Origin of the sequence: Undibacterium sp. FT79W (assembly GCF_014284215.1) — a bacterium.
GTDB classification, from domain to species: Bacteria; Pseudomonadota; Gammaproteobacteria; order Burkholderiales; family Burkholderiaceae_D; genus Undibacterium; species Undibacterium aquatile.
The window spans coordinates 80,648-105,751 of sequence record NZ_JACOGB010000008.1 but is presented as its reverse complement, the minus strand read 5'-3'; the positions used below and the strand labels follow the sequence as shown (position 1 = coordinate 105,751).

The 25,104-nt window shown below is 49.9% G+C and carries 18 protein-coding genes and 1 tRNA gene; all 19 read right to left on the bottom strand.

Translation table 11 applies throughout. The features are described from left to right. Positions 1 to 30: 30 nt before the first annotated feature. The gene (gene narH / locus H8K38_RS15330) at positions 31 to 1,584 is read right to left on the bottom strand and encodes a nitrate reductase subunit beta (protein WP_186885719.1); all 1,554 of its coding nucleotides are present in this window, start codon (positions 1,582 to 1,584) and stop codon (positions 31 to 33) included. After that, positions 1,581 to 5,309 (bottom strand): nitrate reductase subunit alpha, encoded by a 3,729-nt coding sequence (locus H8K38_RS15325; protein WP_186885718.1) that lies wholly within the window; start codon positions 5,307 to 5,309, stop codon positions 1,581 to 1,583. Before H8K38_RS15325 ends, narH begins: the two co-directional genes overlap by 4 nt. A 281-nt stretch (positions 5,310 to 5,590) precedes the next feature. Next, the gene (locus tag H8K38_RS15320; RefSeq protein ID WP_186885717.1) at positions 5,591 to 6,973 is read right to left on the bottom strand and encodes a NarK family nitrate/nitrite MFS transporter; all 1,383 of its coding nucleotides are present in this window, start codon (positions 6,971 to 6,973) and stop codon (positions 5,591 to 5,593) included. Positions 6,974 to 7,032: 59 nt separating this feature from the next. Continuing rightward, positions 7,033 to 8,277 carry a nitrate/nitrite transporter gene (locus H8K38_RS15315; protein ID WP_186885716.1) on the bottom strand — a complete coding sequence of 415 codons (1,245 nt, stop codon included), beginning with the start codon at positions 8,275 to 8,277 and terminating at the stop codon, positions 7,033 to 7,035. A 340-nt stretch (positions 8,278 to 8,617) separates the two neighbouring features. Next, positions 8,618 to 8,693, bottom strand: a tRNA-His gene (locus tag H8K38_RS15310). 84 nt (positions 8,694 to 8,777) lie between these two features. Then, positions 8,778 to 9,293, bottom strand: a complete 516-nt coding sequence (locus H8K38_RS15305; RefSeq protein ID WP_222610881.1) for a hypothetical protein — start codon at positions 9,291 to 9,293, stop codon at positions 8,778 to 8,780. Positions 9,294 to 9,533: 240 nt separating this feature from the next. Next, positions 9,534 to 9,986, bottom strand: a complete 453-nt coding sequence (locus tag H8K38_RS15300) for a copper chaperone PCu(A)C (protein WP_255423012.1) — start codon at positions 9,984 to 9,986, stop codon at positions 9,534 to 9,536. 12 nt (positions 9,987 to 9,998) lie between these two features. Then, a complete protein-coding gene (dusA, locus tag H8K38_RS15295) occupies positions 9,999 to 11,036 on the bottom strand; it encodes a tRNA dihydrouridine(20/20a) synthase DusA (protein WP_370587104.1) in 1,038 nt (345 codons plus the stop codon). A 123-nt stretch (positions 11,037 to 11,159) separates the two neighbouring features. Then, positions 11,160 to 11,858, bottom strand: a complete 699-nt coding sequence (locus H8K38_RS15290) for an amino acid ABC transporter permease (RefSeq protein ID WP_186885714.1) — start codon at positions 11,856 to 11,858, stop codon at positions 11,160 to 11,162. Then, positions 11,858 to 12,649, bottom strand: coding sequence for an amino acid ABC transporter permease (locus H8K38_RS15285; protein ID WP_186885713.1), 792 nt, complete (start codon positions 12,647 to 12,649; stop codon positions 11,858 to 11,860). The genes H8K38_RS15290 and H8K38_RS15285 overlap by 1 nt, the downstream gene beginning before the upstream one ends. After that, positions 12,646 to 13,416, bottom strand: coding sequence for an amino acid ABC transporter ATP-binding protein (locus H8K38_RS15280; RefSeq protein ID WP_186885712.1), 771 nt, complete (start codon positions 13,414 to 13,416; stop codon positions 12,646 to 12,648). Before H8K38_RS15280 ends, H8K38_RS15285 begins: the two co-directional genes overlap by 4 nt. A 20-nt stretch (positions 13,417 to 13,436) precedes the next feature. Then, positions 13,437 to 14,261, bottom strand: coding sequence for an ABC transporter substrate-binding protein (locus H8K38_RS15275; protein WP_186885711.1), 825 nt, complete (start codon positions 14,259 to 14,261; stop codon positions 13,437 to 13,439). A gap of 179 nt (positions 14,262 to 14,440) precedes the next feature. After that, positions 14,441 to 18,568 (bottom strand): DEAD/DEAH box helicase, encoded by a 4,128-nt coding sequence (locus H8K38_RS15270; RefSeq protein WP_222610880.1) that lies wholly within the window; start codon positions 18,566 to 18,568, stop codon positions 14,441 to 14,443. Between the two features lie 74 nt (positions 18,569 to 18,642). Then, a complete protein-coding gene (locus H8K38_RS15265) occupies positions 18,643 to 18,948 on the bottom strand; it encodes a DUF1294 domain-containing protein (protein ID WP_186885710.1) in 306 nt (101 codons plus the stop codon). 180 nt (positions 18,949 to 19,128) lie between these two features. Next, positions 19,129 to 20,493 carry a tRNA 5-hydroxyuridine modification protein YegQ gene (gene yegQ, locus H8K38_RS15260; RefSeq protein ID WP_186885709.1) on the bottom strand — a complete coding sequence of 455 codons (1,365 nt, stop codon included), beginning with the start codon at positions 20,491 to 20,493 and terminating at the stop codon, positions 19,129 to 19,131. Positions 20,494 to 20,642: 149 nt separating this feature from the next. After that, on the bottom strand, positions 20,643 to 21,524 hold the full coding sequence (locus H8K38_RS15255) for a DMT family transporter (RefSeq protein WP_186885708.1): 882 nt from the start codon (positions 21,522 to 21,524) through the stop codon (positions 20,643 to 20,645). A 180-nt stretch (positions 21,525 to 21,704) separates the two neighbouring features. Further along, the gene (typA, locus tag H8K38_RS15250; protein ID WP_186885707.1) at positions 21,705 to 23,540 is read right to left on the bottom strand and encodes a translational GTPase TypA; all 1,836 of its coding nucleotides are present in this window, start codon (positions 23,538 to 23,540) and stop codon (positions 21,705 to 21,707) included. 188 nt (positions 23,541 to 23,728) lie between these two features. Beyond that, positions 23,729 to 24,661 carry a tRNA pseudouridine(55) synthase TruB gene (gene truB / locus H8K38_RS15245; RefSeq protein WP_186885706.1) on the bottom strand — a complete coding sequence of 311 codons (933 nt, stop codon included), beginning with the start codon at positions 24,659 to 24,661 and terminating at the stop codon, positions 23,729 to 23,731. Positions 24,662 to 24,696: 35 nt separating this feature from the next. Continuing rightward, on the bottom strand, positions 24,697 to 25,086 hold the full coding sequence (gene rbfA, locus H8K38_RS15240) for a 30S ribosome-binding factor RbfA (RefSeq protein ID WP_186885705.1): 390 nt from the start codon (positions 25,084 to 25,086) through the stop codon (positions 24,697 to 24,699). Positions 25,087 to 25,104: the final 18 nt, after the last annotated feature.

Sequence of the window (25,104 nt, the reverse complement as noted above, 5' to 3'; positions counted from 1 at the left end):
ATCAGGTGCGTCATGCGCACCTGATGGCTTTTATTCAACGCTGGACATTTTTTTGCGTGATTTCGGCATTTCGACAAAAATCACACTACCCTGCGGCTTCTTGCCGAACAAAGCACCATCGGAAACACCACCCGAGCAACCGTTACCGAACGTAAATCCGCAACTGCCTTTTTCATTGAAGCTGTCTTCCACCATTTCCTTGTGCGATGAAGGAATCACGAAACGATCTTCGTAGTTCGCAATCGCCATGGTCTGATACATATCTTCAACCTGCGCTTCTGTTAAACCGACCTGCGCCAACACTGCTGTATCTTTCTGACCGTGCACTACTTCAGAACGTTTAAAAGCGCGCATCGCCAGCATACGATCCAAGGCTCTCAAGACCGGTTCTTCTTTACCGGCTGTCAGCAAATTCGCCAGATAACGCACAGGAATACGCAGCGATTTCACATCAGGAATAATGCCGTTCATACCCATGTGACCTGCTTCTGCTGCCTTTTGAATCGGTGACAGAGGCGGTACATACCAGACCATAGGCAGCGTGCGGTATTCTGGATGCAGCGGGAAAGCAATTTTCCATTCCATCGCCATTTTGTAAACCGGCGATTTCTGTGCAGATTGAATCCAGCTTTCTGGAATGCCATGCTTACGCGCTTCGGCAATCACTTCCGGATCATGCGGATCCAGGAAGCAACCGAGTTGCGCCTCATACAGATCTTTCTCATCCGGTACTGAAGCGGCTGCTTCTATCTTGTCAGCGTCATACAGCAAGACGCCGAGATAACGGATACGACCTACGCAAGTTTCGGAACAGACAGTTGGCTGACCGGCTTCAATCCGTGGGTAGCAGAATGTGCACTTCTCTGCTTTACCGGAACTCCAGTTGTAATAAATCTTTTTGTAAGGGCAACCGGAGATACACATACGCCAGCCGCGGCACTTGTCCTGATCGACCAGGACGATACCGTCATCTTCACGTTTGTAGATAGAGCCAGATGGGCAAGATGCTACGCAAGCTGGATTCAGGCAGTGTTCGCACAGACGTGGCAGGTACATCATGAAAGTCGATTCGAAGGTGCTGTACATTTCTTTTTGTACGCCTTCGAATAACTGATCACGACTACGTGAGCTGAATTCGCCGCCTAAGTCGTCTTCCCAGTTTGGGCCCCAGACAATCTTGTCCATCTTTTTGCCAGTAATGACAGAGACAGGACGTGCAGTCGGTGGCGTCTGCGACAATGGCGCGTTTTGCAGGCGCTCATAGTCAAAGGTGAATGGCTCGTAGTAATCGTCAATCTGCGGCAGATTGGGATTCGCAAAAATGTTCGCCAGGATGCGCAGCTTGCCGCCTTGTTTAGGCTCTAATTTGCCCGCGTCATTCCTATGCCAGCCGCCTTTCCATTTGGACTGGTTTTCCCACTCTTTAGGATAGCCAATACCAGGCTTGGTTTCGACGTTATTAAACCAGGCATACTCAACGCCGTCGCGACTGGTCCAGACATTTTTACAGGTCACGGAACAGGTGTGGCAGCCGATACATTTATCCAGGTTCAGCACCATGCCAACTTGTGCGCGAATTTTCATGATGCAGACTCCTCTTCCAATTTACCCTCTAACCAATCTACTTTTCTCATCTTACGCAGAACCACAAATTCATCGCGGTTACTGCCGACCGTGCCGTAATAGTTGAAGCCGTATGCCAGTTGAGCATAGCCACCAATCATGTGGGTAGGTTTCAAGACCGCACGTGTCACTGAGTTATGAATACCGCCGCGCATACCGGACAATTCAGCACCCGGTGTGTTCACGATTTTTTCCTGAGCGTGATACATCAGACACATGCCTTTTGGCACACGCTGACTGACCACCACACGCGCCGTCAGCGTACCGTTACTGTTGAATACCTCAACCCAGTCGTTATCCACCAGACCTGCTTCTTTTGCCTCGATCTCAGAAACCCACACGTGCGGGCCGCCGCGACTCAAGGTCAACATGCGCAAGTTGTCAGAATACGTAGAGTGGATGCCCCATTTCTGATGCGGTGTAATCCAGTTCAGAACAATCTCTTTCTCGCCGTTCGGATGTTTATTCAACATCGGCGCAACCGTCTTGGTATCGATCGCTGGTTTGTACACACAGAGACCTTCACCGAAGTCCAGCATCCAGCGGTGATCCTGGTAGAACTGCTGGCGACCGGTCAGTGTGCGCCATGGGATCAGTTCATGCACGTTGGTATAACCGGCGTTGTAGCTGACTTCTTCCGATTCCAGACCAGACCAAGTCGGTGCCGAAATAATCTTACGTGGCTGTGCCTGTACATCGCGGAAACGGATCTTGTCATGCTCACGGCCAACCGCCAGATGCGTATGATTGCGACCAGTGATTTTCGATAAAGCTTCCCACGCTTTGACTGAGACATGACCATTGGTTTCCGGTGCGAATGTCAAAATCATTTCGCAAGCATCAATCGCTGTATCCAGACGTGGACGACCTTTCGATACGCCTTCTTCTGTCACCACTTTGGTGATGCCACCGATCTCATGTACTTCGTGTTCGGTGTTCCAGTTGATCCCTTTACCGCCATTACCAAGTTTGTCTAACAAAGGTCCTATCGACGTGAACTTTTTGTAGATCTCTTTGTAGTTACGTTCAACGACCACAAAGCTAGGCGCAGTCTTGCCAGGAATCAGGTCGCACTCGCCTTTTTTCCAGTCTTTTGGCTCAAACGCCTGACCAAGTTCACCCGGTGTATCGTGCATCAAAGGTTGCAAGACGATGTCTTTGCGTGTCCCCAGATAGTCACCACCGATTTCAGTGAATTTCTTAGCGATACCTTTGTAAATTTCCCAGTCGGTTTTGCTTTCCCACAATGGCTGCACAGCTTCACTCAATGGATGAATGAAAGGATGCATATCAGAGGTATTCAGATCGTCTTTTTCATACCATGTTGCTGTCGGCAATACGATATCGCCGTACAGACAGGTCGTACTCATGCGGAAATCCAGCACAGTCAGCAAATCCAGCTTGCCTTCGGCGGCTTTTTCACGATACTTAACCTCAGATGGCTTGACCGCTTCATCAGGATCATCAAACAGCGCATTCTGTGTACCAAGTAAATACTTCAGGAAATACTCATGGCCTTTGCCTGAACTACCGAGAATATTCGAGCGCCAGACAAACATATTGCGCGGGAAGTTTTTAGGATTATCCGGATCATCGCAACTCATGTTCACGTGACCAGATTTCAAACTTTGCTTCAAATATTCTGCTGGTTCTACACCCGCTGCTGCCGCTGCATCGCACACATCAAGTGGATTGGTTTCTAATTGCGGGCAAGATGGCAACCAACCGAGACGCTCAGATTTCGCATTCAAATCGATCATGCTCATGTGGCTGACTTTGGATTTGTCTGCCGTTGGCGCAAGAATTTCATCGATATGCAATTTCTCATGGCGCCACTGGCTAGTATGCGCATAGAAGAAGCTGGTACCGTTCATCTGACGTGGAGGACGTGTCCAATCGGATGCGAAGGCCAGCGGTGCCCAACCGAATTGTGGACGGAGTTTTTCCTGCCCGACATAATGCGCCCAACCACCGCCAGATTGACCGACGCAACCACACATCATCAGCATATTGATGATGCCGCGATAAATCATATCGTTGTGGTACCAGTGATTCAAAGCAGCGCCGACGATGACCATGCTCTTACCATGTGTTTCGTGGGCGTTTTGTGCAAATTCACGTGCGACCTGAATGACCAGTTCACGTTTAACGCTGGTGTGTTTTTCCTGCCATGCCGGTGTGTAAGGCACGTCGTCATCGTAAGAATGAGCGACAGCGCCGCCCAGCCCTTGATCTACACCGTAGTTTGCCATCGACAAGTCATACACGGTGGCGACTAAGATTTCTGTCCCGTCAGCTAAGCTTACTTTGCGTGCAGGCACATTACGCAGCACCATGTCATTCGCATCGGCACCACCGAAGTAGTTAAAGCCTACGCTGACGACTTCGTCATGCTTGGCAACCAGACTCAGTTGCGGATCGATCTCACGACCGGAACCACCATCTTTTGTTTCCAGATTCCAGCGACCGACTTTTTCACCATTATTGACTTTACCTTCACCCCAGCGGTAACCGATAGAGCCGTTTGGTGAAACGATATCGCCAGTTTTCTCATCAATCGCAAGTGTCTTCCAATCGCCATTATTTTCTTCGTTCAAACCACCAGGCAATTGTGATGCACGCAACATCTGATCTGGTACGAAACTGCCATTGCGCTCAACCAGACGTACCAACATAGGCATGTCGGTATATTGTTTGACATAGCTGCGGAAATAATCAGACTTGCCGCCAAGGTGGAATTCTTTCAGGATCACATGACCCATCGCCATTGCCAGCGCTGCATCCGTACCCTGTTTAGGTGCCATCCAGATGTCACCAAATTTCACCATCTCACCGAAGTCGGAAGATACAGCAACAGTCTTCGTACCTTTGTAACGCACTTCAGTATAGAAGTGGGCATCCGGTGTCCGTGTTTGCGGTACGTTAGAACCCCAGACCATCAGATAAGTAGAGTTGTACCAATCAGCAGATTCTGGCACGTCGGTTTGTTCGCCCCAGATTTGCGGACTTGCTGGCGGCAAATCGCAGTACCAGTCGTAGAAAGACAAGCATGCGCCACCAATCAAAGACAGGTAGCGCGCGCCAGCGGCGTAAGAAACCATGGACATCGCTGGTATCGGAGAAAAACCGACGACGCGATCAGGGCCGAATTTTTTAACCGTGAAAGCATTCGCCGCTGCGATAATTTCTTGTGCAGTATCCCAATCAGCGCGCACAAAGCCACCGAGGCCGCGTACGGATTTATAACGCTTGGCTTTGACTGGATCTTGGCTGATGGATTCCCATGCAGCAATCGGGCCCATGGTCTTACGTGCTTCTTGCCACATTTCCATCAGACGACCGCGGATCATCGGATATTTAACACGCTGGGCGGAATAGACATACCAGCTATACGAAGCGCCGCGAGGGCAACCGCGTGGCTCGTGGTTCGGCAAATCAGGACGGGTGCGCGGATAGTCTGTCTGCTGTGTTTCCCAGGTAATCAAGCCATTCTTAACATACACCTTCCAAGAACAGGAACCCGTACAGTTCACACCATGGGTGGAACGCACAATCTTGTCGTGCTGCCAGCGGCTGCGGTAAGCGTTTTCCCACTTACGATCCTCTTCAACTACAGCACCATGACCATCGGAGAAGGTGGACTTCACCCGCGACATGAACTTCAATCTATCCAGAAAATGACTCATCGTAACTCTCCATATCAGGTGGGCGATGTACCCACAAGTTTCTTTACTTGCATACTGAGAGTGTAGAGAGTCAGCGTTAGCACGCCCATTCTTCGGTGCGGTGTGTCAGCTCAAGCATTGGCACTAGGCTAACTACTCCTTTAGAACTAGTCGCTTTTTAAGAAAAATGATTTGTATCAACAGCACAAAAAAGACATCAGATTCAGCCAATAAAAAAGCCTCTGATCGCGATCAGAGGCTTAATCTTCAGGACAATGCCTGAACAAAAGACGACTACTGCATCAACATGGCATCTCTGCGCCCTTGCGCGAGTAGTACCACCAGGTTACCGCCATACATGTGACATAGAATCCGATGAAGACATACAGAGCCATATCAGGCGCACCGGTCATCTTGATGGACGTACCAAAACCCTGAGGAATAAAGAAGCCACCATACGCACCGATCGCACCGGAAAAACCCAGCACAGCGGCAGATTCTTTGGCCGCATCCAAACGCGCCTGCTTCAGAAGGGCATCCCCTTTGCCAGCAACCGCACGCTCTCTCTCGGTCTGGAAAATGATAGGAATCATGCAGAACGTCGAGCCATTACCGAGTCCGGTGAGAATAAACATCAGAATAAACGAGCCAAGAAACATCATGAACTGATGTGAATGCAAGGCTGGCAGAATACCCGTGGCAATCGTCAGTGCCATTGCAGCAAACACCCAGAACGTCAGACGGGCACCACCGATTTTATCTGAAATCATGCCGCCGACAGGACGTGCCAACGCACCAGCCAATGGCCCGAGGAACGCGAACTTGGCAACATCAATTTCTGGGAACTGCGCTTTGATCAGCATCGCAAAACCTGCAGAGAAGCCGATAAAAGAACCGAACGTACCGATGTAGAGAAAACACATCAGCCAGTTATGTTTTCGCTTGAAAATCACCGCCTGATCTGCAAATGAGGCTTTCGCAGAGGCTATATCATTCATCCCAAACCAGGCAGCGATAGTCGCAGCGATAATCAGGGGAACCCAGACGAATCCTGCATTTCCCAGCCAATACATTTTATCGACGCCTGTTTTGGCATTGTGGAATAAAAAGCCATCACCGGAAATCGCAACTCCAAACATCGCAGATGAAATCACCAACGGTGTCAGAAACTGCACCACAGACACGCCCAGATTACCGATACCTGCATTCATGCCGGTCGCATAACCTTTGCGTGATTTTGGGAAAAAGAAACTGATATTCGCCATACTGGAACTGAAATTACCACCACCCAATCCGCACAACAAAGCCAATACCAGCAGCGTTGAATAATTGGTGGTCGGATCTTGCAACGCAAAACCCATACCGATCGCGGGAATCAGCAGACTTGCGGTCGAAATCGCAGTCCATTTGCGGCCCCCAAACACCGGCACCAGGAATGAATAGAATATCCGCAAAGTCGCGCCGGATAAGGCTGGCAGCGCGGTCAAAAAGAATAGCTGATCTTTCGTGAATTTAAATCCTGCCTTATCCAGATTCGCCGCCACCACGCTCCACAACATCCAGACCGAGAACGCCAGCATCAGACTCGGAATCGAAATCCACAGGTTCCGGTTCGCAATTGCACTACCTTCTTTTTGCCAGAATTCCGGATTTTCCGGTTCCCAGCGTTTTAAAACATGGCTCATTATCTGCTCCTGATTTTCCAAAAAACATTCATTACATTGAGGCGTGTTCACACCGGAATTTATGCAGGTAACGATGCCTGTGCCGCCAGCATGCCTTCACGGCGGAACTGGAAGTGCATCCAAACCAGAGAAACACATACGGTGCCGTACAACAGCATGAAACACGAGCTGCGGATACCCGTCACATCAACAATCGCGCCAAACATGATTGGCAAAATAAATCCACCCAGACCACCGGCCAGACCAACTACACCCGATACCGCACCGATGTTGCTGCTGTAATCATCCGAAATAAACTTGAATACCGATGCTTTACCTACCGCCATCGCGATGCCGACTACAAATAAAATCATCGTGAACAGCACTGGAGTCAGACCAATATGAAATGTCTGCATGCCATTGATTGTTTTGATCGTGAAATCAGTCTGTGGGTAGGACAACAAAAAGAACGCTACCCAGCAAACCCACATCACCCACCAGGTCACTTTATAAGCGCCGTATTTATCCGAAAGCCAGCCACCGAAAGCGCGCAACACACCGCCAGGCAAAGAAAAACAGGCTGCCAGCAAGGCTGCACTCTTGATGTCAAAACCATATTCGGTGACGTAATATTTGACCATCCACAAACTCAGACCAACGTAGCCGCCAAACACCACCGAGTAATACTGGCAATAACGCCAGACTTTGGGATCTTTCAACATTTTGAGCTGCGCCATAAAGTTGACACTGGATTTCACGTTATGGCTGGGATTTGTCGCGGAAAAAACCCAGAAAATCAGTGCTGCAGCCAACATCATGCCCGCGTAGACTTTTGGAACCAGAGTCCAGCCAGCTGCGGCAATCAGAACAGGAGCAATAAATTTATTGACGGCAGCACCCGAATTGCCGGCACCGAATATCCCCATTGCCAAACCCTGGCGTTCTTTTTTAAACCAGCGCGCAACATACGGTGTGCCGACTGAAAATGAACCGCCAGCCAGACCGACAAACAAGCCCAGCACGAGAAAATGCCAGTAAGCCGTTGCGTAACTGATCAGGTAAATCGGAATGACCGTCGACAACATCAGGAGGAACAACACGATACGACCACCGAAACGATCAGTCCAGATACCCAACGGCACCCGTATCAATGAGCCAGTCAGAACTGGCATGGCAGTCAATAAGCCAAATTCGGTCTCATTTAAATGCAAGGCAGTTTTGATCGGAATACCGATCACACCAAACATCATCCAGATCGTAAAACACACAGTAAACGCCAAAGTACTGGAAGCCAGTACTGAATAGGCTTTGCCTTCATTCGCCATGACAGCTCCTTTTGCTTTTTTAGGTGATATAAGCTTAAGGAGTGTGGGGTTATTTAGAAACTCCCCTGACGGTAGTCAATCTGACTGCAAAAGGATGGGGTCACTGGCTGAAAGGACTAGACCGGCCTAGGTCGTTTCGTCAGTTTCTATGCGCAAGAGATGGCATCAACAAAAGTAAATAAACTGACTCAAGCTTGAACGTCATTTCCCACGACAAATCATTTGTCAACGGCAGACAAAACCGCATAGAGGTACAAACACTGGAAAATTTTTTCCGTTGGAAAATAGAAAAACGGCTTACAAAGAAAACTCTGTAAGCCGTTGATTTCATTAAATTCTGTGGGGTGGACGATGGGGCTCGAACCCACGACAACAGGAATCACAATCCTGGACTCTACCAACTGAGCTACGACCACCACTGAATTTCACTGGAATACTGCCCCAAGTGAGCTACGCATTATATAAGGATTTCGCCCCCATAGCAATACTTTCTCAAGCAATCAGGCCATTAAACTGAGAAACGCGGTCACCGGGTGTTGTTCGTATTGACGTGAGACCTTAGGCCAGCTCAGCAATGTCATCCCCTGTGATTCTTTACTCAGTCGGTCAGATGGCTGGTGACGACTCACTACCTGCGTCGATAAAAAACCGTGCAACAACTGACGTTGATGCTGGCTCAGTGTTTCATAAAACACCAGGCACAAATCACGCATGCGGATATTTTCGGTCGCGCCGGACTGCTCTTCCCGTTCAAGCTGGGAAAACAATTCAGGTAAGGCAAATGCGTTTTTCTGTAACGATTCCCGTTGTGCTGATTGCCATTGCTCACGCCGCGCTGCACGTTGCCGCAGCATACCGCGCAAGGTGCTTGCGGTTTCGCGCCAGAATGCACTTTGTTCCGGGGTCAGCGCCAGTACGTGATGTACATCGTCTGCGCGCGATAGCAAATGTTCTATACGGATTTGATCGAAAGGAATACGGCTCAGAATGGCAGGTTCTGATATAGCGACTGCCATATCAATGGCAAGAGCATTTCTTTTGGAGGATGAGATTCGTCGCATAAAATCTGTCTAGTCAAAATGAGTTTGAATAAAAAATGCCTACGTAAGTCCTACGTAGGCATAAACTCACAATCCAGTGAGAAGAGGAGCGTGCGTTGAAACAGTAGACAATATAACTGCACCACCTCGCATCACCGGAAGCTATTACAAATTTTTACTCGCCATAGAAAAGCGTCACAATTTGGGTCATGAAACTTACATTTTGTGTTCCATCGTTGTCAGACTTTTGACGGTCGCCTTCACATCCACAGTTTCCTGTTTTTTATTTTCATCTTCGAAAATTAATTTCAGTGTCACAGTATCACCGGCTTTTGCCTGCGCCTTCAAGTCCATCAGCATGACATGATAACCACCGGGTTTGAGCTCGACATTTTTTCCGGCCGGCACATCCAGTTGAGGAATCGCACGCATTTTCATGACGTTATTGTCCATCTTCATTTCATGCACTTCCACCAGACCGGCTGCCGCCGACTGTACTTCAATCAGACGCACATTTTTTGTACTTTGAATCTGCATAAACGCACCAGTCGCTTTTTGTTGCGGCACGGTAGCTCTGACCCACGCATCCTTCACTACAATTTCAGCTTGTGCGGCCAAAGTAACTGAGGCGACGGCAGCAGCGATGATGGATTTGATAAACATGTTCATAAGGCCCTCTGATTATTGAGAAGATACTTCCAGACTGCGATCATACGCAGTCACTGTTTGCATGCGTTCAAAAGCTTCAAGCAAGATGTCAGGATTACCGGAAGCCAGTTTTTTACTATCGGATAAGGTTTGCCGGAAAGCGCGGGCACCAACCAGTCCCATCATCAATCCCAACATGTGGCGTATCACGCTGTTGAGGCGCAAACCCTTGCCACCATTGCCATACAATTCTAACTGACGATGAATATAAGGAATCATCGCATGCAGAATTTCTTCACGGTTTTTGACCGGAGTCATATCATCATAAAAGAGCGCATCAAAGTCTGCCATAAAATAAGGATTGTGATACGCCTCGCGCCCTATCATCACACCGTCGACGTGCTGCAAATGCTGCTGCATTTCCGCCGTCGTTTTAATCCCGCCATTCAGAATAATTTCCAACTCAGGAAACTCTCGCTTCAAGCGGTAGGCATAATCATATTTCAGTGGTGGAATCTCACGGTTTTCGCGCGGCGACAAACCTTTCAGAATCGCGGTTCGAGCATGGACGATAAAGGTCTTGCAACCGGCCTCAGCCACCTGCCCGACAAAGTCGCGCATGAATTCATAGGAATCGACATCGTTAATACCGATGCGATGCTTGACCGTAACATCAATGGAGACCGCATCTTTCATCGCCTTCACGCAATCTGCGACCAATAATGGCTCTGCCATCAGACAAGCGCCGAAAGCGCCTTTCTGCACGCGTTCAGACGGGCAACCGCAATTCAGATTGATTTCATCATATCCCCACTCTTCGCCCAATTTGGCGCAATGTGCGAGATCAGCAGGCTCGCTGCCGCCAAGCTGTAATGCGACCGGATGTTCGCCGGGATTAAATTCCAGATGACGTTGCAGATCACCATGAAACAGCGATCCTGTCGTCACCATCTCGGTGTACAGCCAGGTATGGCGGGTGATATGGCGATGAAACTGACGGCAATGACGGTCACTCCAATCGAGCATCGGAGCCACGGAGACGCGGCGGGGCGGTAAAACTTGAGTAGTCACAATAAATACAATACAGCGTTATGCAAATCGCTATTGTAACCTCAGTGCTCTAACCCTTAGCGATATCGGCAGGGATCGCTGATGCTCCGGAGGAAGTAAATACCGCATCATCGACTGGCTTATTTATTTTTTGATCAATTGAAATCTTTTACCACGATAGAGAAAGCGGGGTAATTCACTCAACAGAGAGCAGATAATGAAATAAATGACGCCGATAAACAGGAAAATTTCCGCCGGATAAATCTGTGTGCGGCTATTCACCTGATTCGCAACCGTGGTGAGTTCCGGGACATTGACCACCATTGCCAGTGACGTATCTTTGATCAGCGCAACAAACAGACCGATATATGAAGGAATCAGATTCGGTATCGCTTGCGGCAAAAGGATATGCCACAACACTTGCCAATAACTCATTCCGCTGGCAAGTCCGGCTTCAATCTGTCCCAACGGTAGCGACTCGATTCCGGCGAGGGTCGAATGCATAACGGATGCGGCACTAAACCATGCTATCGCCAAAATGACAGTAGTGACGCCAGAGACATCGCGCCCCAGCCAGCGCGGCAGAAAAAAATAGAGCCAGAAAATGACCAGAATCAAAGGAATGCTACGTATCAGTTCAGCGCCATAAAACAGCACCCGTCTTACCACTCCTTGAAAGCGCCATGCAATAACAGCAGTGAGGACTCCGCCTGCCAAAGCGATAACACCAGCCGACAGCGACATCAGCAAAGTGAGGAGCAAGCCGCCTATCTCACCATCCGCAGCGCGCCCAAAGAATAAATATGACCAGTTATCGACTACGACGGCAAGATCAAAACTCATTACGAAGAACTCCGGCGGCGCAGGAAAGCAATCATCGCAGAACGACCGGCCTGAGCCGCTGGAATGGTGGAGCCAGGGCCAAAACGTAAAAATACCTGTCCCATCAGCGCACCCAATGCAAGGTACAACAGCGTGCCGATAGCATAGGCTTCTATCGCATGCGCGTTGAAGCTTTCGATCTGCCGGGTACTATAAATAATTTCAGCAAAACCTATTCCCGATGCCAGCGAAGATAGTTTCATCAAATTCAGATATTGACCGACAACAGGTTGCCATGCATTACGAATCGCTTGCGGCAACAAAATATAGCGAAAGCTTTTCCAGCGACTGAAACCTTGACTGAGCGCGGCTTCGCCCTGCCCGATAGACACTGCCTGCAAACCGGCACGCAATTCCTCTGCTAAAAATGCAGCAGTAAACCAGCTCAGACCAAGCCAGGCACAGATAAACTCGGGAGAAAGAAAACGAAAGCCATCAGGCAAAGGTGAGAACCAGTGATCGCTGATCACCCAGTCACGGAACGCCTCCGGCAACGCCGGATAGGCAGCAAAATACCAGAAGAACAGTTGAACCAGTAATGGCGTATTCCGAAAAGCCATGATGACAGCCTGTGCCGGATATCGTAAGCAACGCGATTCACTGGTGCGCATCAGTAACAAGAGGATAGCGAGCACACTGGCGACAACAGAGCCAACTATCGTGATCAGTAGCGTATTGAGTAATCCGGACAGGAGCCAGGTGGCAGGCACTCCGGTGAGAACACCGCTCCAGTCAAATTGAAAACTATTCATACAGAACTGGCATGCGAGGGTAAAATTTTCTGCAAAAACCGTTGTGCCCTGGGATGTTTTGCCTGCGAAAAAAACTGATCTGGCGCAGCGACTTCTAACACTTCGCCCTGATCCATGAACACGATACGATCAGCCAACTCGCGCGCGAAGCCCATCTCATGCGTGACAACCAGCATCGTGATTCCGGTATGCGCCAACTCCCGCATCACATTTAAGACCTCACCTATCATTTCAGGATCCAAGGCAGAGGTTGGCTCATCAAACAAAATAATGGCTGGCTGCATTGCCAGGGTGCGCGCAATCGCTACTCTTTGTTGCTGCCCGCCTGAGAGCTGCGCAGGAAAATGATCGCCCTTATCCGGCAAGCCCACTTTTTCCAACAGAGCATCCGCACGTCGCCGGGCTTCCTGCTTACCAGTTCCGAGCACGCGCACCAGGGCAATCATGATATTTTCCCGGGCATTTAAATGTGCATACAGATTAAATTGCTGAAACACGAAACCAATACCAGAACGCAGCTCTTGCAATTGGCGTCCATGCAAATCCTTGGTAGATTTTCCGCCGACCAGAATATCGCCTTGATCGTAGGATTCAAGGCGATTGATGGTACGGATCAAGGTTGATTTTCCGGAACCGGAAGGGCCGCAGATGACAATCACTTCACCGGCAGCAATCTGCAAATTGATATTACTGAGAGCAGAAAAATCGCCATAACTTTTAGAGAGATGGCGAAATTCGACAGCTGGAATAGTATTAACCAAGCTCATTGAACAACATCAATAATGGCTTAATTCTGCGCAACAATTTTAAAATTTCTTGGTTCGGGTGCGGCTGAATGCTTACCAAACCAACGTTCGTGAATTTTTGCGGCTTCACCGTTTTTTTCGAGCTCCAGCAGCGACGAGTTCACCACATTTAATAATGCTTTCTCACCTTTGGGCGCACCGACGCCGATATGTTCAGTGCTCAGGTATTCAGGCAGAATTTTGAAATTTTTCTTATCACCTGCATTTGACAATAAGCCGACCAAAATCGAACTGTCTTGCGTGATCGCCTTCACACTGCCGTTACGCAAAGCAGTCAGCGCCAGCGGTACGTCGTCATAAGCAACGACTTGCGCTTTCGGGAAACGGACGTGCAACTCTTGTTCGCCTGTCGTGCCCTTGACTGCGCCGATACGCGCTTCTGCAAATGCATCAAGCTTATTCGCCGCTGAACTTGCAACCAGAAATTGCTGACCGGTGACAAAGTAGGGGTAACTAAAATCAATCACTTTTGCACGTTCTGCTGTGATCGTGATATCGGCCACAATCAGATCCACTTTTCCTGATTGCAAAAGTGGGATGCGATTAGCAGGATTGGTCGCAACCAACTCAAGTTTCACGCCGATTTTTTTTGCCAGCGCTTCAGCAAAATCAATATCGTAACCGACGATTTTATGCGACTTGGCATCGACAGAACCAAATGGTGGATTACTGTCAAATACTGCTGCACGCAACACTCCCGATTTTTTAATATCGTCTAATTTATCCGCATAGGCACTTTGAGAAAATGACAGCACTGCCAGCGCAACACCAAACAAAGAAGACAAACTTTTCAATTGGAATTTCATAACTTACCCCATCCTTAAAGTGACATTTGATGGAAACAAGTATATGGAGCTGGCAACATGCAGACAACGAAGCATTTCGTTTATCTAAATGCAGATTCTGCTGTCTGATTTCAATCAGAGTAGGAGCAAATGAGAAAAAAAGATTCATGGCAACACATAACCACTCACGTATAAATTAATTAAATATTTTCTTTCAGCAGTCGCAGTAATGCCGCCGTGTCGAGTCGTGCAGCAACATCGCCCTCATCCAGCAGACTGTCTGCCAGATCACGTTTTTCCGCATGCAAGGCGATGATTTTTTCTTCTATCGTGTTTTGTGTCACCAGACGATAAATCGTGACCGGTCTTTGTTGTCCCATGCGATGCGCGCGATCAGAGGCCTGATCCTCGACCGCCGGATTCCACCACGGGTCGAGATGAATGACATAATCGGCAGCGGTCAGATTCAGCCCTGTGCCACCCGCCTTCAGGCTGATCAGGAACACATCGCCATCACCAGCCTGAAATGCGTCAACGCGCTTTTTGCGTTCGGTTGCAGGCGTGCTGCCATCAAGATACTGATAACGTATGCCTTTTTTATCGAGACTGTCGCGCACGATCGCCAGATGATCGACAAACTGGCTGAACACCAGCGCCTTGTGGCGATTGTCCAGCAACTCATCGATGGTTTCTTCAAAGACCGCCAGCTTACTGCCGCTGATCGTGGAATTTTTTAATACCAGTTGCGGGTGGCAGCAGAAACGGCGCAATTTAGTAATCTCTGCCAGCACTTTCAGCGATTGCCCTTCTTCCGCACTGAGGGACGCAATTTTATCCATTGCTTCCTGACGCAAAGCTTCGTACAAATGGCGCTCTTCATCACTCAGCTCGACTTGTAAGGTGATCTCAGTGCGTGGCGGCAACTCTGTCAGCACCTGGGTTTTGGTACGCCGTAAAATGAACGGCTGTATCAGCTTTTTCAGATGCTGACGTGCAGGCTTATCACCTCGCTCTATCGGCGTACTGAATTTATCGGTAAAACGCTCTTTGGAACCGAGCAAGCCGGGATTAATAAACCGGAACAGATTCCACAATTCACCCAGATGATTTTCTACCGGCGTGCCGCTGGCGATCATTTTAAAATCTGCCGTTAATGCCATCGCTGCCTGACTGCGCTTGGTTGCGGCATTTTTGATGACTTGCGCTTCATCCAGCACCACGCTGTGCCAGTGTTGCGCAGCGAATGCCTCGGCATCCGACTGCAACATGCCGTAACTGGCAATGACCAGATCGAAAGGCCCGAGATCAGCCAGTGAACGATGACTGTGATACGCACGCACCTTCAGCGTCGGCGCAAAGCGCATGACTTCTGACTGCCAGTTCATCGCCACCGAAATCGGTGCCACCACCAGCGCAGGCCCACCCGGCGCTCTGTCCAATAACAGCGCCAGCGTCTGTACCGTTTTCCCCAACCCCATATCGTCCGCCAGACAAGCACCGACACCCCAGTGCGCGAGTCGCGCGAGCCACTGATAACCGGCCAGCTGATAATCACGTAATTCCGCCTGCAGCGTAGAAGGAAGCTGCGGGTAAAAATCGGCCAGCGCATCGAGCTTACTCACTTGCTCACGCCACGCCGCATCGACTTCTATTTCGCCAGCTTCAGCAGCCAGTTCCGCCAACGCAGGTGCCGCCAGCGCGTTCAGGCGTATGCCGTCGGCACCGGCTTCGCCTAATGCGCGCAATTCATCGAGTCGTTTGCGAAAGCTGTCGGTCAATGCCAGATAATCATTCTCACCTAATTGTAGGAAACGTCCGCGCGCTGATCCTGCCATTTGCAGCAATTCACGCAGCGCCAGCACCCGCCCATCATCCAGCGATAACTCACCGCCAGCGACAAACCACTCTCCTTGCTTTTTGATCGTCAGGCGTAAATTCTGTAAAGAACGGCTACCTCGCAGACGGAAACGTTCGCCCTCAGGCCAGACCAGTTGCAGGCTATCAGCAGGAACTGCGCGCAATTGCTCCAGCAATTCCAGACATTGTTCAGGATGTTGCAACTGCCATTCCTGCCCGCTTTCTTCAGCATTCGCCAGTGCAGGGCACGCATCCAACACGAATTGCATCAGAGCTTTTTCCTTTGGCAGATCGCGACTCGCCTGCACCGGCACGCCCGCCTGCTCGCCAAGCACGTTGGCCGCGCCTTTGCCCGGTTGAAACCAACCGCCGTCAGCCAGAGGCCGCATCAGCAGTTGCACGCGCAAGCCTTCTTGTAAGGGCAGCAAATGCGCAAACATGGTCTGATCCGCGGCCAGCGTCGCGATATGCGCAGCCAGCTCAGGCAAATCGGAATGAATAGACAGATGCGGCGCAATCGCGGCAATCACATCGACTAACTGCGCTTTGGCAGTGACCGGCACGGTCAGGCCGCGACCGAGGATGCCAGTGATTTGTTTAATTTCCGGGCTCGAGGTGTACACGGCCAGACGGGTCGGCGTTTCTTTTTTCCACACCACGCTCGCATCGGCGCTGATGAATGGTTCCAGTTGCAAGCTGATCTGGTCGCCATTCTCTTTCAATTGCAACGCGATATCGCCTTTGACGACATCAATGCGTACATCCGGTGCATCAGACCAGTACACGGCAGGATGCGCAACCAGAAACGGCAGCGCTTTATCGATATTGATTTCAAATTCACTGCCGCCGTAATAGCTGTCCGATGCGCGGCGTATGCAGGCAGCAATCTGTTTATCCTGTTCAGAAAGATAAGACAAACTATCCAGCTCTTGCACCAGCCGCCGCAATGCGACCGGTCGCCCTTTACTCCAGACACCTTTGGCGCTGCGCTTTTGCTCACGCGGCTCGATTTTCAGCTCCTGAAAATGAAATTCGAGTAACCATGCGAGACGCATTTCTTCTTCTTTTTTGGCGACAGCAGCAGTGCTGGCAGGCTTGAGTTGCGACAACGCATTCAATGCCCTCTTCCACCCTTCTTCCCGCTGTAAAGCGAGTAACAAGGGCTGGATATTTTTTTTATGATGCCATTCAGGGAATTGCGGCACTTCTTTAAACTGATGCGCCAGCAATACATCGAGCTCCGCCGCTACCCACTGATAGCCATAGCGAACCATGGTCTCACGCATTTCCAGCAACTTTGCATGCAGGCGCGGATGCGGTGGTGCGTCTTGCCAATACGCGCAGATTGCCTCAAACAAGGCGTCGATGTCATGCACATTGCGGACATTAAAATGCGACACTGGCAACACGACGCCTTGCGCCATGTGATTCGTCAGCGGCTGTAAAACGTAGTAGCTGAACGCATGCCGCTGTTTCACGCCCTCATCCACCTGCGCTTTCGCCAGTTGCAAACTGCTGGTCTCATTCTTTGCCAGCATCGCGATCGTACTCAGCAAACCAAGTAAATCGGGAATAAAAATTTTCCGCTTACCGCTGCTGACTTTTTGCATCTGCGCATGGGTTTGCGCCAGTCCTACTGCGATAGTCATTTTGTTTTGCAAGACCGCCATCGCGATCAGGATTTCACCCTGAAATTGCGGCGGCAACTGGCGCTGCAACTGTGCGAGACGGTCAAAGTCTCCGCGCAATAAGGCTTGCCACGCGACGAGCCCCATCAATTGCGGCCAGCTATTCGATTCCTGATCCATCTGCTGACAAGCGTAGTCATACGCCAGCCGGCAATCGAGTAACTCCCAGTTGGCTTTAACAAAAATATCCGTCAGCACCATGCCCTGATCAATCGGCCGGAGTTGAGAAAATAAGCGGATACCATCTTCATGCTGGAAAAATTCAGCGCCAGGAATAAGCGCGTGATCGTTTTTCACACTGAGAAATTTTTCACGCCATAACAAGGCTTCATCGGTTCTGCCGAGTAACACGGAAAACAGCATTTCACGACTGTAAAATTCTGCATCGTAGGATTTCCAGTGCTGATATTCACCGTGTTTTTTTAATAGATCCCGAATCTGGCTGATCCACAATTTCATGCCACCGGTCTGCTGCAAACGCAGCAATACGGGCATGCGCCAGTCATCACGCAAGATATAACCCAGGCCGATTTCCTGCCGCAAAACCTGACGCTTGCACAAATCCAGCATCAGATCTTTGAGCAGTTTTGCATCGTAGGGATTACCCATCATGGTTTTCGCGCCGCCTAGCTGCATTAACTCCAGCGCTTTGGTCTGACTCAGCGGCGCAGTATATAAAGCCGTGGCATATACGATGGGCAGTTCATCATCAGTGAGGCGGTCAAACAAATCCATAGAGAAGTCAATGAGCTGAAATGAAGGGTAAGAAAAATTTGCAGACATGCGCGGCATCTGTGTTTTATCACGTTTCCAATGGAAGATCACGCAGACAGATCAATGTGACGACCGCCACTTTTTTAATGTGCGCTTGCGAAAAATACGCAGGCGGCAAGCAATGCAAACAACAACAGCCAATGCAACACCAGCATCAGAAAAAACCAGCGCAGAAACGGTCGCTTCATCGACTTGTGGCGTAAAAATTTGTGCGCCAGCAGCGCCCCCGGCCAGCCACCGATCAGGCTCAGCAACAGTAAATTTTTCTCCGGGACGCGTGATCTGCGCTGAATCGCTGCTTGTTTGTCGTAAAAATAAACCAGAAAACACAGCAGACTGAGCAGCAGATAGTAAGTCAGCGTCAGCGCAAGTATGAGTAGATAGGACACAGGCTATGTGCGAAAAGAGAAACCATGCCATCCAGCGGCAAAAAAATACTCCCCGGAGTATCTAAAACCCCCCTTTGTTTATAAGGACATCAGGGGGTTTTTACGAAAAATAGGGGGGAGTATCCGAATTTTTCCTCAATACTGCTTTAATACTGCGTCAATAATGCCGCAATTTTTCGCTTACAACATTTTCGCCAGCAAGGCTTTTTCGTATTTCGCATCGAGCGGAATGCGCACAGTATGACCTGCACCGCCAATGATGTTCAGCGATTGATTTTCTTTGTTACGCATTTCTGACAGCGTCACGATTTCGTTACCATTCGGTGAAATGATTTCGATCTGATCACCAACCGCGAAACGGTTTTTCACTTCCACTTCCGCCCAGCCATCGGCGACGTTCAGCACCTGACCAACATACTGGCTACGGTGTGCCTGCGACACGCCTTCCATATAGTTCTGATGATCCTGCGTGTGATGACGCTGATAGAAACCGTCGGTATAACCGCGATTCGCCAGACCATTGAGTTCACCCAGCAATTGCGGGTTAAACGGACGACCAGCCACCGCATCATCAATCGCACGACGATATACCTGTGCAGTACGTGCGACGTAATACAGCGACTTGGTACGACCTTCAACTTTTAAAGAATCAACACCGATTTTCGCCAGACGCTCAACGTGCTCAACGGCGCGCAAGTCTTTCGAATTCATAATGTAAGTGCCGTGCTCATCTTCCAAAATTGGCATGAGCTGACCTGGTTTGGTCGATTCTTCAATCAGGTAAGGACGGTCGGCCAGCGGGTGACGCGGCATGTCGCCCATCGCTGAAAACGATTGATTTGCGTCTTCCAATGCCTTGTTGAAGTCAAATTTAATCGTTTCCACCGGAATCCGCGCAAGATCACCAGTTTCGTTTTCAGCGGCATTTTCGACCTTGTAATCCCAGCGGCAGGAATTGGTACAAGTGCCCTGATTCGGATCGCGGTGATTGAAATAACCCGACAACAGGCAGCGACCGGAATACGCAATACACAGCGCGCCATGCACGAACACTTCGAGCTCCATGTCCGGGCATTCCTGACGAATTTCCTCGACTTCATCGAGCGATAATTCACGTGACAGAATCACGCGGGTCAGTCCCATTTTTTTCCAGAATTTCACGTCGGCCCAGTTAACCGCGTTCGCCTGCACCGACAGATGCACTGGCACTTCCGGCCATTTTTCGCGCACCATCATGATCAGACCAGGATCGGCCATAATCAGCGCATCCGGTTTCATGGCGATCACCGGCTCCATGTCGCGCAGATAGGTTTTGAGCTTGGAGTTATGCGGGAAAATATTGCTGGCAACAAAAAACAATTTGCCCCGCGCATGGGCATCGCTGATGCCTTGCTGCAAGACTTCCAGCGTAGAAAATTCATTATTCCGCGCACGCAGACTGTAACGTGGCTGACCGGCATACACCGCATCGGCACCGAAGTCGAACGCGGCATGCATTTTTTCCAGCGAACCAGCTGGTAAGAGAAGTTCAGGAGCTTTTAACATAGCAGAGCCATCCGAAAAGAAAATGTTCGCGACTGATGATCGCACAAAATGATCTTACAAAATATTCGTACAAAAACAATCGCACTAAAATAATCACACTAAGAAATATACCAATAAGCTGACACAAATACCGGGAACCAGAGGCCTGATCAGGATGAACTCTCGCGCATCGATGCCAGTTCATTCAACACCAGCGCTATCAACACAATCGCACCACCGGTGATCGTTGCCTGCGCAGGCAATTCGCCCGCACCCAGCCACGCCCAGATCGGCGCCAGCAATACTTCCAGCAAACACAGCAAAGAAATTTCCGGCGCGGTCAGGCTGGCAGAGGCTCTGACCATCAGCATGCACGGCAAACCCAGCTGAAAGAAACCCAGAATCGCCAGCAACACCACATCATGCAACGATGCCTGCAATGGCAACGCAAACGGCAGCATCACCAGCGCGGAAATAGAACCGCCAAGAAATACTGCCGGAATCAGATCAACGGTATGGCCGCCTTTTTTCAGCAAGACCACATTCACTGAGGCCGCCACTGGTACGCCGAGTGCAATCAGCATGCCAAGCAAACCGCGCGAATCGACCTCCGACAAACTGCCCGCAAACATCCATCCCATGCCGAGGCAAGCCGCTGCAATCGCCCACCATGTGCGCGCCGGAATCCGTTCGCGCAATATCAGCCAGGCCAGAAATGCGGTAAATAAAGGCGCGAGGCTTTCCATAATCGAGGTATTCGCCACCGTCGTCATGGTCATCGCGATCATGAAACAGGAATACATGGTCGCCCACATACAACCGGATAAAAATCCCAGCCTACCAAGTAAACGCAGGCGGGGAACAAATCCACGGCCATATTGCTTCAACATCGCCACCAGCACGAATAAGCCGGCAAACAAACTGCGCCAGAAGGTGACCTCAAATCCTTTTGCCGAATCCAGATGCCGCGTAAAGACACCTGCAATGCTCCACAAAGTGGCGGTCACAATCATCAGAATCACCGCGCCACGGTGGCTTAGCTTGTTTGGCATTCCCTACCTGCTTATCAATATATTCAGCCATGCACCAGTCATGATGTATGACTTTCGCCACCCTGCGAATCAACGTTGGGCGGCACTATCTGCTCAACAAAAAACCCGTTTGACTCCCACCTGAGGCAAGAGCGAAACGGGTTGATCTTCATGCGCCTCAGCGCATGAATACCTCAGCAATTACGCTTCGCGTGATGCTTTTTTACGCTCGTGTTCTTTCAGGAAACGCTTGCGCAAACGGATGCTCTTCGGTGTTACTTCCACCAGTTCGTCATCTTCAATAAACTCAACCGCATATTCCAGAGACATTTGAATTGGTGGTACCAGACGTACCGCTTCATCCGTACCGGAGGAACGAACGTTGGTCAATTGCTTGCCTTTGATCGGGTTAACCACGAGGTCATTGTCACGGGAATGGATACCGATGATCATGCCTTCGTACACTGGATCGTTATGGCTGACGAACATACGGCCGCGATCTTGCAGTTTCCAGATCGCATAAGCAACAGCAGCGCCGTCATCCTGAGAAATCAACACGCCATTGCGACGGCCAGCCAATTCGCCTTTGGTGTTATCCACTGGTGCGTAGTCATCAAACACGTGGCTCATCAAACCTGTACCACGTGTCAATGTCATGAATTCGCCCTGGAAGCCGATCAGACCACGTGCTGGAATGCGGTATTCCAGACGCACACGACCTTTACCGTCCGGTTCCATGTTTTGTAGATCGCCACGACGACGACCCAATTCTTCCATCACGCCACCCTGGTTCGTTTCTTCAACGTCAACGGTCAGGTTTTCGTATGGCTCATGACGTACGCCATCGACCATTTTGAATACGACGCGTGGACGGGATACGGCCAGCTCGAAACCTTCACGACGCATGTTTTCGATCAGAATCGTCAGATGCAACTCACCACGACCAGAAACTTCGTATGTGGAATCATCGCCTTCAGCCTGCACAACGCGCAACGCCATGTTCGATTTCAATTCCTTTTCCAGACGATCGCGGATCTGACGTGTTGTCACGAATTTACCTTCGCGGCCAGCCAGCGGCGAGCTGTTGACCATGAAGTTCATCGTCAATGTAGGCTCATCGATCTTCAGCATAGGCAAGCCTTCTGGCGCATCTGGCGCGCAGATAGTCGAACCGATACCGATTTCTTCGATACCATTGATCAGCACGATATCGCCAGCCAGTGCTTCATCCACTTGTACGCGATCCAGACCTTTGAAAGTCAGTACTTGATTGATACGTGCCTTCGTTGGCTTGTCGTCAGGACCGTTCATCCAGACAACATCTTGCAAGGCTTTAACTTTGCCGCGCAGGATACGGCCAACGCCGATCTTACCAACATAAGACGAGTATTCCAGCGACGTGATTTGCAATTGCAACGGGCCATTCGGATCATCTTCACGCGCAGGAACGTGTTTCAGGATCGCATCAAACAATGGCTCCATGTTACCGTCACGCACTGTGTCTTCCAGACCTGCATAACCTTTGAAACCTGATGCATAGACAATCGGGAAATCCAGTTGTTCGTCAGTTGCGCCGAGCTTGTCGAACAATTCGAAAGTCGCGTTAACTGCTTTTTGCGGATCAGCATTTTCACGGTCGATCTTGTTCACAACGACGATAGGTTTCAGACCCAGCGCGAGTGCTTTACGTGTTACAAAACGTGTTTGTGGCATTGGGCCTTCTTGCGCATCCACCAGCAACAAAACGCTGTCAACCATGGACAATACACGTTCCACTTCACCACCAAAGTCAGCATGGCCCGGGGTATCAACGATGTTGATGTGCGTGCCTTTGTATTCCACTGCGCAGTTTTTGGACAGAATCGTGATACCACGTTCTTTTTCGATATCATTCGAATCCATCACGCGGGAATCGACCTGTTGGTTTTCGCGGAAAGTACCGGATTGACGCAATAATTGGTCAACCAGTGTGGTTTTGCCGTGATCGACGTGAGCGATAATGGCGATGTTACGAATAGCGCGTTTTGTAGTGGACATGGTAACGTTCATTTGGGGTAAATCGGATAACCGACGATTATAACATGCTGCAACGCAAAAGCATAAAACGCCTATTATTTCAAGGAGTTGCTACAAAGCGATGACAACGGAAATGATGATAGGCACTTCAGGCATCCATCACGCCTGCCGCACAACATCATCAGATCATTCCTTTGTGCGGATAAATATTATTCCTGCGTATTAATCAGGCGCTCCGGTGCAAGAATACCGAATTCCTGTAGCTGAGCAGAACCCAGTAATTTCCCGTCAGTGTCCCGATACACACGGACTCTGCCAGTCATTTGCGGCAGCTTAACGGCTTCTTTGCCGAGCGCCAGCCGTTGTCCATGCAGAAAACGTACGGCTAATTCTTCATTCAAATGCACTGCAGGAAAACTGGATAGCAAAGCATCCACCGGATCAAGCAAAGCCAGTCGCTGTTCTTCAGGCAGAGACTCGAGATAGTCCAGCGTAATCGATTTCTCTAATACCAGATGGCCGACCTGAATACGGCGCAATTCTTTCAAATGCGCACCGCATCCGAGCGCAGCACCGATATCCTCACCCAGTACGCGGACATACGTCCCTTTGCTGCACTTCACTTTCAGGCTGAGCAACGGAGCATCATAGCCAAGAAATTCCAACTCATGAATCACCACATTGCGCGCTTCGCGTTCCAGTGTGACGCCCGCCCGCGCATACTCATACAAAGGCTTGCCATCACGCTTCAGTGCCGAATACATAGGAGGAACTTGCGCAATCGGGCCTGTGAATTGTGCCAACACCTGCCGTATCTGCTCTTCAGTGACATCAACGCTTTTCGTCTCAAGCACATCGCCTTCAGTATCACCGGTCGTGGTAGTAATGCCAAGATGCACAACTGTCGTATACGTTTTATCCGCTTCCAGCAAATCCTGCGAAAATTTGGTCGCTTCACCAAAACACAAAGGCAGTAAGCCGGTTGCAAATGGATCCAGCGTGCCAGTGTGACCTGCCTTCATCGCATTCAGAAAGCGCTTTGCTTTTATCAATGCGTCATTACTGGAAAAGCCAACCGGTTTATCCAATAGCAAGACGCCGTGCACAGGAACACGGGGACGTTTTTTAATCTGAGTTGTCATAAGCCTGGAAAACCGGAGCGAACTCCGGTCAGAGATCAGTTTTCGCCGTCGTCTTTAGCGCGAGTGGCATTCGCTTCATCAATCAGCTTAGACATGGCCATGCCACGTATTGTGGAGGTGTCGTGGATGAAGTGCAATTGCGGCAGAGTGTGGATATGCAAACGCAAACCCAATTGGGCTCGCAGGAAACCAGCGGCACGTGTCAGCGCATCATTGGTTGCTTTGATTGCGACAGCATCATCTGCCAAGGTCGTGAAGAAAATTTTTGCGTGTGCGTAATCGGGCGTGAGCTGCACTTCCGTCAGCGTGATCATGCCGACGCGCGGGTCTTTTAACTCAGACCAGATAATTTCAGCCAGATCTTTCTGGATCTGATCAGCAACGCGCAAACCACGTCCCGGTATATTTTTACTATGTTTTGCCATAAATTATTTTTTTGCCTC

Excerpts from the sequence above, each read along its gene's own strand:
- H8K38_RS15285 (WP_186885713.1), bottom strand. The coding sequence starts at position 12,649 with ATGAATAGTTTTCAATTTGACTGGAGCGGTGTTCTCACCGGAGTGCCT.
- H8K38_RS15320 (WP_186885717.1), bottom strand. The coding sequence starts at position 6,973 with ATGAGCCATGTTTTAAAACGCTGGGAACCGGAAAATCCGGAATTCTGG.
- typA (WP_186885707.1), bottom strand. The coding sequence starts at position 23,540 with ATGTCCACTACAAAACGCGCTATTCGTAACATCGCCATTATCGCTCAC.
- truB (WP_186885706.1), bottom strand. The coding sequence starts at position 24,661 with ATGACAACTCAGATTAAAAAACGTCCCCGTGTTCCTGTGCACGGCGTC.
- H8K38_RS15305 (WP_222610881.1), bottom strand. The coding sequence starts at position 9,293 with ATGGCAGTCGCTATATCAGAACCTGCCATTCTGAGCCGTATTCCTTTC.
- rbfA (WP_186885705.1), bottom strand. The coding sequence starts at position 25,086 with ATGGCAAAACATAGTAAAAATATACCGGGACGTGGTTTGCGCGTTGCT.
- H8K38_RS15300 (WP_255423012.1), bottom strand. The coding sequence starts at position 9,986 with ATGAACATGTTTATCAAATCCATCATCGCTGCTGCCGTCGCCTCAGTT.
- H8K38_RS15325 (WP_186885718.1), bottom strand. The coding sequence starts at position 5,309 with ATGAGTCATTTTCTGGATAGATTGAAGTTCATGTCGCGGGTGAAGTCC.
- narH (WP_186885719.1), bottom strand. The coding sequence starts at position 1,584 with ATGAAAATTCGCGCACAAGTTGGCATGGTGCTGAACCTGGATAAATGT.
- H8K38_RS15255 (WP_186885708.1), bottom strand. The coding sequence starts at position 21,524 with ATGCCAAACAAGCTAAGCCACCGTGGCGCGGTGATTCTGATGATTGTG.
- H8K38_RS15315 (WP_186885716.1), bottom strand. The coding sequence starts at position 8,277 with ATGGCGAATGAAGGCAAAGCCTATTCAGTACTGGCTTCCAGTACTTTG.
- H8K38_RS15275 (WP_186885711.1), bottom strand. The coding sequence starts at position 14,261 with ATGAAATTCCAATTGAAAAGTTTGTCTTCTTTGTTTGGTGTTGCGCTG.
- H8K38_RS15290 (WP_186885714.1), bottom strand. The coding sequence starts at position 11,858 with ATGAGTTTTGATCTTGCCGTCGTAGTCGATAACTGGTCATATTTATTC.
- H8K38_RS15280 (WP_186885712.1), bottom strand. The coding sequence starts at position 13,416 with ATGAGCTTGGTTAATACTATTCCAGCTGTCGAATTTCGCCATCTCTCT.
- yegQ (WP_186885709.1), bottom strand. The coding sequence starts at position 20,493 with ATGTTAAAAGCTCCTGAACTTCTCTTACCAGCTGGTTCGCTGGAAAAA.
- H8K38_RS15270 (WP_222610880.1), bottom strand. The coding sequence starts at position 18,568 with ATGTCTGCAAATTTTTCTTACCCTTCATTTCAGCTCATTGACTTCTCT.